A 14085-nucleotide genomic window follows, 5' to 3' on the forward strand; every position below is an offset into this window, starting at 1 on the left:
CCTTGAATCCACACCGCATGAAGAAAATACGGATGCATTTTCGAGGATCTCGCGCCTCCCACTCCAATCAACTCAGTGGTTAAATTTAATTAGCTGCTCAAAGAAACAAATTATACGAATATAGCCTAAAAAACCCCTCTCCAAAAAGGAAAGGGGTTTTAAGATTTTTAGATCTGGTCGCTTCCAAAGAAGTTTTTGAAAGACTGGAATGTTGTATCGCGGTTAAGTGCCGCAATGGATGTTGTTAAAGGAATGCCTTTCGGACAGGACTGTACACAGTTTTGAGAGTTTCCGCAGTTGGCTAGTCCGCCATCACCCATGATTTGCTCCAGGCGTTCTGCTTTATTCATTTCACCAGTTGGGTGAGCATTGAACAAACGAACCTGTGATAAAGGAGCTGGCCCAATAAAGTCAGATTTGCTGTTTACATTCGGGCATGCTTCCAGACAAACACCGCATGTCATGCACTTTGATAATTCATATGCCCATTGGCGCTTTCTCTCAGGCATACGCGGTCCAGGTCCCAAATCATAAGTACCATCGATCGGGATCCACGCTTTAACCTTTTTCAGGGAGTCGAACATACGGCTTCTGTCGACCTGCAGGTCACGGACTACAGGGAACGTGCGCATCGGCTCAAGACGAATCGGCTGTTCCAGCTGATCTACAAGTGCCGTGCAGGACTGGCGGGGTTTTCCATTAATAATCATTGAACATGCACCGCAGACTTCTTCCAGGCAGTTCATATCCCATGCTATTGGAGTAGTATGTTCACCCTTCACGTTGACCGGATTACGGCGAATCTCCATAAGGGCAGAAATAACATTCATATTTGGACGGTAATCTATTTCAAACTCTTCCTGATAAGGGGCTGAATCAGGAGTATCCTGGCGGCTGATTACAAAACGGACTGTTTTTGTTTTTGTTTCTTGCATGGATTAATTCTCCCCTTTCTTTTTGGAATAGTCTCGCTTACGCGGTTTAATTAAGCTTACATCAATGTCATCGTAATGGAATGCAGGAGCGGAATTTGCATCGACAAACTTCGCCATTGTTGTTTTCATGAATTCCTCATCGTTACGCTCCGGGAAATCCGGCTTATAGTGTGCACCGCGGCTTTCATTACGGTTGTAGGCACCAATAGTAATAACACGAGCCAATTGAAGCATATTCTGCAATTGGCGCGTAAAGCTGGCACCCTGATTGCTCCATTTCGCAGTGTCATTAATATTGATGTTTTTATAGCGCTCCATAAGTTCAACAATTTTTTCATCTGTTTTCAAAAGCCTGTCATTGTGGCGGACAACCGTAACATTGTCTGTCATCCATTCACCAAGCTCTTTATGAAGGACATATGCATTCTCTGTGCCATCAAGAGACATGATATTATTCCATTTTTCTTCTTCCTGTTTTACGTGGCGGTCAAATAATGATGATGGCAGATCTTCAGCACTCTTATCAAGACCGCTGATATATTTGACAGCATTCGGACCTGCTACCATACCGCCGTAAATGGCTGATAGAAGGGAGTTAGCACCCAAACGGTTGGCACCGTGCTGTGAATAATCACATTCACCTGCAGCAAATAAGCCAGGAATATTCGTCATCTGATCATAGTCAACCCATAGTCCGCCCATTGAATAGTGGACAGCAGGGAAGATTTTCATTGGCACTTTACGAGGGTCTTCACCCTGGAATTTTTCATAGATTTCAATAATTCCGCCAAGCTTAATATCAAGCTCTTTAGGATCTTTATGGGAAAGATCAAGATAGACCATGTTTTCCCCATTAATGCCAAGCTTCTGGTTAACACACACGTCAAAAATTTCACGGGTTGCAATATCACGTGGCACCAGGTTTCCATAAGCAGGATATTTCTCCTCAAGGAAATACCATGGTTTTCCATCTTTATATGTCCAAACTCGTCCGCCTTCACCACGTGCAGATTCACTCATTAGGCGAAGCTTATCGTCTCCAGGAATAGCGGTTGGGTGAATTTGAATAAATTCTCCATTTGCATAATAAGCACCCTGCTGATAAACAATCGAGGCAGCTGAGCCTGTGTTAATAACAGAGTTAGTGGATTTACCGAAGATAATTCCCGGTCCGCCGGATGCCATAATAACGGCGTCAGCAGCAAAAGACTTAATCTCCATAGAAGTCAGATTCTGGGCAACGACACCCTTACAAGCTCCATCATCGTCGATTACTACCCCTAAGAATTCCCAGCCTTCGTACTTTGTTACTAATCCTGCAACTTCATGGCGGCGGACCTGCTCGTCCATCGCGTAAAGAAGCTGCTGACCTGTTGTAGCACCAGCGAATGCTGTACGGTGATGCTGTGTTCCACCAAAGCGGCGGAAGTCAAGCAGCCCTTCAGGTGTACGGTTGAACATAACACCCATACGATCAAATAAGTGAATAATTCCTGGTGCTGCCTCTGCCATCGCTTTAACAGGCGGCTGGTTTGCCAGGAAGTCTCCGCCATAAATTGTATCGTCAAAATGAATCCAAGGAGAATCGCCTTCCCCTTTTGTATTTACCGCTCCGTTGATGCCGCCCTGGGCACAAACAGAGTGAGAACGTTTAACCGGCACTAAAGAAAATAATTCAACCGGAGTCCCGGATTCTGCAACTTTAATTGTCGCCATTAAACCGGCTAAACCGCCGCCGACAACTATAACCTTTCCTTTACCCATAGTGACTCACTCCCTAATTACTAATACAACTTTGAAAAGCGCAGAGCGCCTGCCTATCGCGCTTAAAGCCAGACCGCTCTCAAAGCTGCAATATTATTGGCACGTTATAAACCCGAAGTCTAATAGTCTTTTATTGGCTTTAAATAAATGCTGTAAGAGCACGTACACCAACAATAGATAATGCAATGAAAATTCCGATCGTTACATAAGTGGAAATAACCTGTGAACGAGGAGATACTGTAATTCCCCAGCTGACAAGGAATGACCAAAGCCCATTAGCAAAGTGGAAAATCGCAGAAATGACTCCAATAATATAGAACCAGAACATAAATGGATTAGATAGGATGTTCTCCATCATCTGAAAGTTAACTTCTGCTCCAAATGCAGCCTGTACACGTGTTTCCCAAACATGCCATGCAACAAAAACCAGTGTAATGACACCTGAAACACGCTGCAGCATAAACATCCAGTTGCGGAAGTATCCATATCTGCTTGCGTTATTTTTTGCAGTAAAAGCAATATAAAGTCCATAGATTGCATGGAACAGCAAAGGTAGATAGATTACAAACGTTTCAAGGAATATTCTGAATGGAAGACTTTCCATGAAATGCGCTGCATTATTAAAAGATTCCTCTCCCCCTGTTGCAAAATGGTTCACTACAAGGTGCTGCACCAAAAACAAACCAACCGGTATAACCCCAAGTAATGAATGCAATCTGCGATTAAAAAACTCACGATTACCTGCCATAAACTTTCCCCCCCTGATTTTAAAAAAATGATGCTGAGCCCCCGCTCAGGACATCATCTCGAAAATGTTATTCATTTTCTTACAATTATGTGACATGTCCATTTTACTCCCAAGATAATAGAGCGTCAAGAAAACGGATACATAAAATGTTCCATATTAATAAAATTTTTAAAAAATATTTACGGCTAAAAAACATATATTATTCTGTGGTTCAATCTGACCTAGTTGCTGCTCTCCAGTATACTGAAATAGTAATTATTTCTATGCAAATCGTTCTATTTTTTCCCGAATTGATATTAACTCCCTCAGCATATTGTATATAATAGAATCATAGAAAGAGGGGAGACTATTGAGCGAATTAGCATCTGCGAAATCCACTAATGAAAATCACATACAGTCAGTTCCGGTTTTTGGCTATGAACTAATCCGGGAAGTGCTGCTGCATGACCTTTTGGGAAATGAAGCACCGGAAATTTTATATTGGGCCGGCAAAAGGATCGCACGCATGTATCCTCTGGAAACAGCCGGCCAGATTGCCGAGTTTTTTATAAATGCCGGCTGGGGAAATCTTTCCATCGCAAACGAATCGAAACATGAAATTGAAATGGAATTATCAAGCCAGCTGATTGCAGAACGCTGCAAAAAGAACCATAACTGCTCCTTTCAGCTTGAAGCCGGATTTATAGCCCAGCAGATTGAACTTCAAAAAGAAGTCATTTGTGAGGCATTCGAACATCCCCGCAAAAAAACTGGCAAAATCCTTATTACAGTGAAGTGGGACAAAAAGGATCCTGCTGAGTAATATCATATGTACAAACAATAAGCTATCAATTTTGATAGCTTATTGTTTGATATTCCTGGAATTAAGCCTTAACCGGAGAAACCGACAGCTTGAATGCATCATGTAAAGCATCAACTGCATCAATCATTTTGCTGTTTTCAACAACCGCCGATACTTTAATTTCTGATGTGCTTACCATTTTCACCGTTATTTCATTCGCGGAAAGTACTTCGAACATTTCTGCAGCCACACCCGGATTGGAAATCATGCCTGAGCCAACAATCGAAACTTTAGCAAGGCCGGATTCCCACTCAATTCTGTCATAATTTAATTGTTCTCTATGCTTTTCCAGCACTTTTACTGTATCTGTGAGATCTTCATTCTTTATTGAAAATGAAAGGTTTGTCGTCTGAGCCTCTGTCATGCTCTGGATAATGATATCAACGTTAATGCGATTTTTGGCAAGCGCCGAGAAAATAGTAGACAATCCAGTCAGTGAATTAGGAAGGCCAAGAATCGTCACCCTTGTTATATCATCCTCAAAAGCCACACCGCGCACGACTAAGTTTTGTTCCATTTTTACTTCCTCCTCAATGATTGTTCCGGCTTCCTTCTCAAGGCTTGAACGCACTTCAAGGGGAAGTCCATAATTTTTAGCAAATTCGACTGCTCTTGGATGGAGCACACCTGCCCCCAAATTGGCCAGTTCAAGCATTTCATCATAAGATACTGAATACAATTTTCTGGCATTCTTTATATAGCGGGGATCTGATGTAAATACCCCGGTAACATCAGTATAAATATCACATTTATCAGCTTTAAGTGCTGCAGCCAGTGCAACAGCCGTTGTATCAGAACCGCCTCGTCCAAGTGTGGTGATGGAACCATCTTCTGTCATCCCCTGGAAGCCTGCCACAATCACAATTTTCCCCTTGTTTAATTCACCTTGAATGGTGCCCGGATCAATATTCACTATCCTCGCATTGCCATGGACTGCTTCTGTTTTAATACCTGCCTGCCCCCCTGTAAAAGAAACGGCGGGATGACCTTTCGCATTTAAAGCCATCGCCAATAAAGAGATGGTCACCTGTTCGCCGGTTGTTAGCAGCATGTCCATTTCCCTTTTATTAGGTGAGGGGGAGATTTCCCTGGCCATGCCTACCAGCTGATCAGTTGTTTTGCCCATTGCCGAAACAACCACAACAACATCATTTCCCCGATTTTTTTCTTCAATTACCCGATTGGCAACATTTTGAATTCTGTCTACAGTCCCCACGGAGGTGCCCCCGAATTTCTGCACAATGATTCCCACAGCTTTCCCTTCTTTCTAAAGAACTAGTAACTTTGTGATTTGCCGTCCTATGTAAGTGAAGCATGACAGTTCACTCTGCTGTATTTGACAATGGCCTTAACTTTAAAATACCCTTTTGGGCAATAAAAAAAGCAATGGAATAGTTTACTATCCCATTGCTGTGCAGCCAAAGTATAAAAATGAGCAAACACAGTGAGATAGCTCTCCAGGACGGCATTGTCCTGACAATCCTGCATTTGTTCAATGCAGAACCAGCAGAAAAAATGATGAGATTTTCTCCACTTCGGCGAACGTACCCTTTCAAAGCTTTTCATGGAAGCTCATTCTTCTCCAAGCTTTTACTGATGAAGTTCGCACCTCTACCTTCACTTAACGATTCGGTTCACAGTCCAGAAACTTTGTTTGAACTAAATGAACATACGCTTTATCGCTATAAAGTGATATTGATATAAAGTTTGAATTAGTATAACATATCTGAAATTTTCTGTCTATATCCATTTATGACTTAGGATTTCCACTTTGTTCCTCAAGCCTCAACTTCAATTCATCAGCAACATTCTCAGGAATGCCTATTTTCCTAAACTCCTCAATTGGTGCTTCTTTCATTTTCTTTACAGATCCAAATGCTTTCAGCAGCTGTTTCTTTCGTTTTTCTCCTATTCCGGGAATATCATCAAGAATAGATTGAAAGGCACTTTTTCCACGAAGCTGGCGATGAAAAGTAATCGCAAAACGATGCACCTCGTCCTGAATTCTCTGAAGCAGATAAAATTCCTGGCTGTTCCTTGCAAGCGGAATAATTTGAAGAGGATTACCAAATAAGAGCTGAGAAGTCCTGTGCTTTTCATCCTTCACCAGGCCTGAAATCGGAATATCCAGTCCGAGCTCATTTTCAAGCACATCCCGTACAGCTTCAACATGCCCTTTTCCCCCATCAATCATAATTAAATCCGGAAGCGGCAGCTCTTCTTTCAATACCCTTGTATATCTGCGCCGGACCACTTCTCTCATGGATTCATAGTCATCAGGGCCTTTAACGGACTTAATTTTATATTTACGGTATTCTCTTTTCTCTGGTTTGCCATCAATAAAGACGATCATGGCTGAAACAGGGTCCGTTCCCTGGATATTTGAATTATCAAATGCTTCTATCCGGTGAGGAGTATAGATTCCAAGCTGATCCCCCAGATTTTCTACAGCCTTAATTGTCCGTTCTTCATCACGCTCAATTAAAGAAAACTTCTCCTGGAGAGCAATTTTTGCATTTTTATAAGCAAGCTTCACCAGGTCCTTTTTTTGTCCGCGCTGCGGTTTTAGCACTTTAACATCCAGAAGCTGTTCTGCCATTACAGCATCAACCGAATCCGGTGCCAATATTTCACGCGGTTTAAAGTGGTTTGTTTTTATATAAAACTGGCCGAGGAAAGTTAAGATTTCTTCTTCCGGCTCATTATAAATAGGGAACATTGATACATCCCGTTCAATGAGTTTACCCTGTCTGATGAAAAATACCTGAACACACATCCATCCTTTATCAACCGCATATCCAAATACATCCCGGTCTGTAAAGTCTGTCATTGTCATTTTTTGCTTTTCCATCGTTGCATCGATATGGGCAATTTTATCCCTGAGCTCCTTCGCCCTTTCAAAGTCCAATTCTTCTGCAGCTGCTGTCATTTTTGCAGTCAGGTCTTTTTTAATCTCTTTGTATCCGCCATTCAAGAATTTTGCAATCTCATCTGTCATTTGCTTATACTGGTCTTCACTTACGGCCTTCACGCATGGCGCAAGACATTGGCCTAAATGATAATAAAGGCAAACTCTGTCCGGAAGAGTTGAACATTTGCGGAGAGGATAAATTCGGTCGAGCAGCTTTTTTGTTTCATTGGCAGCCTGCACATTGGGATAAGGTCCGAAGTATTTTCCCCTGTCCTTTTTTACTTTTCTGGTTGTAATCAGACGGGGATGGCGTTCGGCCGTCAATTTGATAAAAGGGTAACTTTTATCGTCTTTCAGCATTACATTATATTTCGGATCATATTTCTTGATCAGATTCATCTCAAGGATCAATGCTTCCATATCTGAAGAAGTGACAATGTACTCAAAATCTACGATCTCATTAACAAGTCTTAATGTTTTTCCGTCATGTGAGCCTGTGAAATAGGATCTTACACGGTTTTTCAGGATTTTTGCCTTCCCCACGTATATAATGGTTCCCTGCCTGTCTTTCATCAAATAACAGCCCGGCTGGGCAGGAAGCAGCATCAGTTTATTTTTTATCGTATCATTCATGGCACTTCACCTCCCCGGTTAAAACTTTTTACTGAAGTTCTATTTATACATTATTTGATCTGCTCATTTTGGGGTGCAAGCTAGAAATAAAGCTAGTTTGCTCTGGCAGCAAACCAATATTATTTAGCCTCTAAAATGCAGATGGCACATTATTACCATCTTATTATATCAGCCTGGAAACCTGCAGCATAACAACAAAACACATATGACAAAAAAAATCCCGATGTCCTCTGGGGACACCGGGAAAATTCCTTATAAATTAAGCGTGTTTTGAAAGTAATTCAGCAAGAGCTTCTTTCGGCTGGAAACCAACCACTTTATCTACAACTTCACCGTCTTTTAGAACGATTAATGTCGGAATGCTCATTACGCCAAACTTGCCAGCAGTTTCCTGGTTTTCATCAACATCTAATTTTACAATTTTCACTTTATCGCCCATTTCAGAATCAAGCTCTTCTAAAACAGGAGCGATCATTTTACAAGGGCCGCACCAAGGAGCCCAGAAATCTGCCAATACTAATCCCGAACCAGTCTCAGCAGTGAAGTTTTGGTCAGTTGCGTGTGTAATAGCCATTTGATATGCCTCCTAAAATTTAACTCAAATACTAACGACAGTATATCATCGTTTATTATATGTTGCGAACAATCTGCTCGATCGTAATTTACCCTATTTGGAGCAGATTATTCTCTTTCTTTCCCTGTTGGCTCTATGTATAATGGGCGGCCATCAGCCGCCCATTATTTATACTATCTTATGCGTTTACTTTAAGCTTTTTGAATTCTTCAGTTAACAGCGGAACAACCTCAAACAGATCTCCAACAATACCGTAATCAGCTACTTTAAAAATATTGGCTTCCGGATCTTTGTTAATGGCTACGATTACTTTTGAGTTGGACATCCCAGCTAAATGCTGAATAGCGCCGGAGATACCGCATGCAATATATAGATCAGGTGTTACAACTTTACCGGTTTGGCCAATTTGCAGAGAGTAGTCGCAATAATCAGCATCACAAGCTCCGCGTGATGCACCCACTGCTCCATTTAGAACCGAAGCAAGTTCTTTTAATGGCTCAAAGCCTTCCTCGCTCTTAACGCCGCGGCCTCCGGCAATAATAACCTTAGCTTCGGATAAATCAACGCCTTCACTGGCTTTGCGGACAATTTCCTTTATGATTGTGCGAAGATCTTTGATTTCTGCGGCAACAGAAGCAACATCTCCTGATCTTGATTCATCTTTCTCCAATGGAGCTATGTTGTTTGGACGAATTGTTGCAAAGAGGAGGCCATCTGTAACAATTTTCTTTTCAAATGCTTTGCCTGAATAAATCGGACGTGTGAACACCAGGTTGCCGCCTGCCTCTTCAAGGCTCGTTACATCAGAGATTAAACCTGACTCCAGCTTGGCAGCGATTTTAGGAGCAAGATCTTTCCCTAATGCTGTATGTCCAAAAATCAGGCCTTCGGGACTTTCGGAATCAATTACAGCCATTAAAGCCTGTGAAAAACCGTCAGGAGTATATTGCTTCAGCTTTTCATCTTCAACAGTTACAACACGGTCAGCACCATAGTGAATCATTTCATTAGCTAAAGCGCTTACAGAATCACCAATTAAAACACCTACAACTTCTCCGCCTTCTGACGCAGTCTTACCAGCTGCAACAGCTTCGAAGGATACATTACGCAATGAACCGTCACGGACTTCACCTAACACTAATACTTTTCTAGCCATATGTTTTACCCCCTGCGTTATTATTATCAGTTATTGATGATCAGACAACTTTGGCTTCAGTATGAAGAAGTTTTACTAGTTCCTTAACTTGATCTTCCAACTCGCCTTCAAGAACTTTTCCTGCTTCCTTCTTAGGCGGCAAATAGATCTCAATTGTTTTTGTTTTGGCTTCAACATCGTCCTCATCAAGATCAAGATCGTCAAGCTCAAGCTCATCAAGCGGCTTCTTTTTTGCCTTCATAATTCCCGGCAAAGATGGATAGCGCGGCTCATTTAAACCCTGCTGGGCAGTAACCAATAATGGAAGTGATGTCTCAATTACTTCCGAATCCCCTTCAACATCGCGCACTACTGTCGCAGAGCTGCCATTGATATCAAGCTTTGTAATAGTTGTTACATAAGAAATGCCCAAAATTTCTGCTACACGAGGTCCAACCTGTCCCGAACCCCCATCAATTGCTACATTTCCTGCAATGATTAAATCAGCATCTTTGTCTTTCAAGTATTCGGATAAGATTTTTGCAGTCGTGTACTGATCTCCATCTTCAAGATCATCTTCTGTATTAATTAATACAGCTTTATCGGCACCCATCGCAAGAGCGGTACGGAGCTGCTTTTCAGCTTCTTCTGTTCCCACGGAAACAACCGTCACTTCTCCGCCATTCGCATCCCGAACCTGGATTGCTTCTTCAATTGCATATTCATCATATGGATTAATGATAAATTCAGCGCCATCTTCATTGATTTTGCCGCCGGAGATTGTAATTTTTTCTTCAGTATCAAATGTTCTCTTCATTAATACGTAGATGTTCATGATTTCCCTCCTAGTAATTAAGCATTGTCTATAAAACAAAGCCATTAATTAAAACATTTCTTCACTTCGAAAGATTGAAAATATTTAACGCATACAGAAAGGCTAATCTGCTTGGATCAGCCCGCTTTTTAGAATTGAGCGGGCGCTCGCTCACAGACCATAATTTAACCAATGAATCTTCTGAAGATTAAATCATCCTCATACAAGTTTATTATAATAGATTATGAGGATGAATGTAATCTTTCGGCACAAAACTTTTTAAAACACTATTTTCCGGTAAAGCTTGGTTCACGCTTCTCAATAAACGCAGATATGCCTTCCTTGCCATCTTCAGAAACAAATACTTCTCCAAACAATTCTGCTTCTTTTTTAACACCTTCGTAGAATTGCCCCGTCTTTCCGTAGTTTAAGAGCTCAATGGCCGCCTTGATCGAACCAGGGCTCTTCTTGGCAATCTTTTTCGCCATATTATACGCATTGTCCAACAGCCGCTCCTCAGGATAGGAATGGTTAGCCAGACCATATTGCACGGCCTCAAGCCCGGTAATTGGGTCACTTGTGAAAAGCATTTCTGCTGCACGCGCAGCACCTACATATCGGGGAAGGCGCTGAGTTCCGGCAAAACCAGGAATTAATCCAAGCTGAAGCTCTGGAAGGCCCAGCTTTGCGTTTTCAGCTACGAGACGGAAATGGCAGCCCATGGCAAGCTCCAAGCCGCCGCCCAATGCCGCTCCATGAATCGCTGCAATAATTGGTTTAGGGAATTTTTCCATTCTTTCAAAGAGATCCTGTCCATAAGTCGCCAAGCTTGAAAAATCTTCACCGCTTTCAATGGTTGTAAATTCTTTAATATCAGCACCTGCTGAGAAGAATCTGCCTTCTCCATGAATAAGGATTACCCTAATTTCTTCATTATCTTCAACTTCATCCAGGACAGCTGAAAGCTCTTTCAATAGACCTGACGAAAGAGCATTCGCGGGCGGACGTTCAATAGTAATCGTCGCCACGAAGTCCTGATGGGACCATTTTAGATATTCCATCTTATCCCTCCTGATTATATTATGGAGCACTTTATCTGCCTCAAAGTTTTCCGCACCCTCCGATCAAAAGTTTATGAACAGGCTTTGCCAATGCAGTAAGATCATATTTTTGCTCATTCATTACCCATGTGGTCACTGTTTCATCCATGGTGCCAAAAATCATCTGGCGCGCCAGCCTAATGTCCAGATCAGCTGGAAACTCACCGCTCTCCCTGCCATCAGCAAGAATTCTTTCCACTAAAGCAAGGTATCCTTTGAGCACCTCATTAATTTTATGGCGAAGGTCTTTATTGGACTGCCTCAATTCGAGCTGGGTAACAATTGCCAGATGCCTGTCTTCCGAGAGCATTCTAAAGTGTGATTCTACCATCATTAATAATTTCTCTGCAGCTTTTTCTTTTCCTGCAATTTTTTCTTCAATTTTCTCAACAAAGTAGCCCATTTTATCCTGAAAGAGGGATATTAATATATCTTCTTTGTTTTTAAAATATAAGTATATGGTGCCATCAGCGACACCAGCCTGTTTGGCAATTTTTGATACCTGTGCCTGGTGATATCCATTTTCAGCGATCACGATTACAGCCGCATCAATAATTTGCCGGTATTTAGGCTTTGTTTTTTTCAAGCGGTTCCCTCCTTTCAGAATAAACTGGTGCATTGATTTTTTAGAAGCAGCAGGGCTGGAGTAATATCATTCCTGCTGCCGGGATTGGCCAATCAGCTTCGTTTATTTTTAATTTTAAAAATCAATCTAAAATGAATGAATCATCATTCATATTTTTATAATAGTAGGACAATTCATTTGTGTCAAGAAATTATCCCTAGAAATATATTTTATTATTACATTTCTTTTATGTCTGGACAAGCTTAATGGCTCAAAAATAAAGAGCCGATTGAAAATCGGTCTCTGAAGTTAAGCCCGCTTTTCCTCTTCTTCTTTGAATTTCTTTTTTTCTTCATCTACTAATGCCCTTCTCAGTATTTTTCCAACAGCTGTCTTAGGAAGCTCCTTGCGGAATTCATATAGCCTTGGAACCTTATATGCTGCAAGATGCTTTCTTGCAAACTCATCCAGCTCTTCTTCCGTTGCTTCTTTGCCCTCTTTCAGCACAATATATGCTTTTACTGTTTCTCCGCGATATGGGTCAGGTATACCTGCAGCAATCACTTCCTGTACGGCTGGATGCTCGTATAGCACTTCCTCTATTTCACGAGGATAAATATTGAATCCCCCTGCAATAATCATATCTTTCTTCCTGTCCACTACATAGAAGTATCCATTCTCATCCATATAGCCCAAGTCACCTGTAAGCAGCCAGCCATCTCTTAAAGCCTGTGCTGTTTCTTCCGGGCGGTTCCAATATCCTTTCATTACCTGAGGACCTTTAACTGCAATTTCGCCAACTTCTCCTGCCGGAAGCGCTTCTCCCGTTTCCAGTGAAAAAATGGCTGCATCTGTATCAGGCCACGGGACACCTATACTGCCTTTGACACGGGGGCGATCCCATAAGAAATTCGCATGTGTAACAGGTGAAGATTCCGTCAAACCATAGCCCTCGACAAGTTTTCCTCCTGTTATTTCTTCAAATTTCTGCTGGACTTCAACGGGCAGGGCAGCAGATCCGCTGATGCAAGAGTCTATGGAAGATAAATCATATTTTTTTATATCCGGATGGTTCAATAACCCAATGTAAATCGTTGGGGCACCGGGGAATAAGGTTGGTCTCTGCTTATGAATAGTTTTCAGGGTCGTTTCCGGATCAAATTTCGGAAGGAGGACCATTTTGTGAGCATCCATAACAGATAAGATCATAACTGTTGTCATTCCATACACGTGAAAGAACGGAAGTATGCCCAGCACTGTTTCCTCGCCGCGCCTGCACTTATAAAGCCAGGCTTTACACATAGCTGTATTGGATACAAGATTGCTGTGCGAAAGCATGACACCCTTTGGAAAACCTGTTGTGCCGCCTGTGTATTGCAATAATGCCAAGTCTTCTTCAAAATCGAAGTCATGCATTTTCATCGGTTCAGCCGGCCACTTTAAAATTTCCGTCAGCAAATGGTTATGCCCTTCATGTTTTACATTTACGACAATGCCATACTGTTTTTTCTGGATAAAAGGATATATTAGATTTTTAGGGAATGGAAGAACCTCTTTGACAGCGGTTACAATTATATGATTCAATTCTGTCTGCGGCACCACTTTGCTCACTTTCGGATATAATATATCCATTGTAATGATTGCTTTTGCTCCCGAATCTTTCATTTGATATTCCAATTCCCGTTCCATATACAGCGGATTTGTCTGGACAACAACCCCGCCTGCCATCAAAATTCCATAATAGCTGATAACGGACTGAGGAGTATTCGGAAGCATGATCGCTACGCGGTCCCCCTTTTCAATTCCAAGATTCTGCAAATATGCAGCAAGCTTCAGGGAAGATTCATATATATATTTATATGTGAATTCCTTTCCCATAAAGTGGATGGCTATTTTCTCCGGAAATTCTTCTGCAGCACTCTTCAAATAATCCTGTACCGGCTGTTTGGGATATGACAAGGTTGAGGGGATTTCTGCCGGATATTGCTTAAGCCATGGGTTTGCTTCTGCCATTTTGTCCCTCCTTTGTTTCATGCCCATAAGAAAAGCGCAAGCGCCTTGCCCA

The 14085-nt window shown here is 41.8% G+C and carries 12 protein-coding genes and 1 riboswitch; of the genes, 1 reads left to right on the top strand and 11 read right to left on the bottom strand.

Translation table 11 applies throughout. The features are described 5' to 3' along the window. Nucleotides 1-167: 167 nt before the first annotated feature. The 3 genes from sdhB to ACR42H_RS21545 form a co-directional block, all read right to left on the bottom strand. Nucleotides 168-935, bottom strand: a complete 768-nt coding sequence (gene sdhB, locus ACR42H_RS21535; protein ID WP_009333186.1) for a succinate dehydrogenase iron-sulfur subunit — start codon at nucleotides 933-935, stop codon at nucleotides 168-170. A gap of 3 nt (nucleotides 936-938) precedes the next feature. Then, a complete protein-coding gene (gene sdhA, locus ACR42H_RS21540; protein ID WP_113882664.1) occupies nucleotides 939-2699 on the bottom strand; it encodes a succinate dehydrogenase flavoprotein subunit in 1761 nt (586 codons plus the stop codon). A 139-nt stretch (nucleotides 2700-2838) separates the two neighbouring features. Continuing rightward, nucleotides 2839-3447, bottom strand: a complete 609-nt coding sequence (locus tag ACR42H_RS21545; protein ID WP_113882663.1) for a succinate dehydrogenase cytochrome b558 subunit — start codon at nucleotides 3445-3447, stop codon at nucleotides 2839-2841. A 349-nt stretch (nucleotides 3448-3796) separates the two neighbouring features. Here ACR42H_RS21545 and ACR42H_RS21550 point away from each other — a divergent pair, with 349 nt between their 5' ends. Then, a complete protein-coding gene (locus ACR42H_RS21550) occupies nucleotides 3797-4249 on the top strand; it encodes a YslB family protein (protein ID WP_113882662.1) in 453 nt (150 codons plus the stop codon). A gap of 61 nt (nucleotides 4250-4310) precedes the next feature. On the opposite strand, the gene ACR42H_RS21555 is transcribed toward ACR42H_RS21550, so the two are convergent. The 8 genes from ACR42H_RS21555 to ACR42H_RS21590 all read right to left on the bottom strand — a co-directional run bounded on the left by ACR42H_RS21555 (nucleotide 4311) and on the right by ACR42H_RS21590 (nucleotide 14033). Beyond that, complete coding sequence (locus ACR42H_RS21555; RefSeq protein ID WP_436373163.1) at nucleotides 4311-5540, bottom strand: aspartate kinase; 1230 nt, start codon at nucleotides 5538-5540, stop codon at nucleotides 4311-4313. Nucleotides 5541-5730: 190 nt separating this feature from the next. Next, nucleotides 5731-5910, bottom strand: a riboswitch (Lysine riboswitch). 128 nt (nucleotides 5911-6038) lie between these two features. Continuing rightward, a complete protein-coding gene (gene uvrC / locus ACR42H_RS21560) occupies nucleotides 6039-7832 on the bottom strand; it encodes an excinuclease ABC subunit UvrC (RefSeq protein WP_436373165.1) in 1794 nt (597 codons plus the stop codon). Nucleotides 7833-8091: 259 nt separating this feature from the next. Beyond that, nucleotides 8092-8406: a thioredoxin gene (gene trxA, locus ACR42H_RS21565; protein WP_113882659.1), complete on the bottom strand. Its 315-nt coding sequence runs from the start codon at nucleotides 8404-8406 to the stop codon at nucleotides 8092-8094. Nucleotides 8407-8584: 178 nt separating this feature from the next. Continuing rightward, nucleotides 8585-9562, bottom strand: a complete 978-nt coding sequence (locus tag ACR42H_RS21570) for an electron transfer flavoprotein subunit alpha/FixB family protein (RefSeq protein WP_113882658.1) — start codon at nucleotides 9560-9562, stop codon at nucleotides 8585-8587. A 40-nt stretch (nucleotides 9563-9602) separates the two neighbouring features. Further along, nucleotides 9603-10376 carry an electron transfer flavoprotein subunit beta/FixA family protein gene (locus ACR42H_RS21575; protein WP_113882657.1) on the bottom strand — a complete coding sequence of 258 codons (774 nt, stop codon included), beginning with the start codon at nucleotides 10374-10376 and terminating at the stop codon, nucleotides 9603-9605. Between the two features lie 266 nt (nucleotides 10377-10642). After that, nucleotides 10643-11416: an enoyl-CoA hydratase gene (locus ACR42H_RS21580; protein ID WP_436373168.1), complete on the bottom strand. Its 774-nt coding sequence runs from the start codon at nucleotides 11414-11416 to the stop codon at nucleotides 10643-10645. A 40-nt stretch (nucleotides 11417-11456) separates the two neighbouring features. Further along, nucleotides 11457-12041 (bottom strand): TetR/AcrR family transcriptional regulator, encoded by a 585-nt coding sequence (locus ACR42H_RS21585; protein WP_436373170.1) that lies wholly within the window; start codon nucleotides 12039-12041, stop codon nucleotides 11457-11459. Between the two features lie 288 nt (nucleotides 12042-12329). Further along, on the bottom strand, nucleotides 12330-14033 hold the full coding sequence (locus ACR42H_RS21590) for a long-chain-fatty-acid--CoA ligase (protein WP_436373172.1): 1704 nt from the start codon (nucleotides 14031-14033) through the stop codon (nucleotides 12330-12332). Nucleotides 14034-14085 lie beyond the last annotated feature (52 nt).

Origin of the sequence: Cytobacillus sp. BC1816, assembly GCF_051353635.1 — a bacterium.
In the GTDB taxonomy this organism is placed as follows: domain Bacteria; phylum Bacillota; class Bacilli; order Bacillales; family Cytobacillaceae; genus Cytobacillus; species Cytobacillus oceanisediminis_C.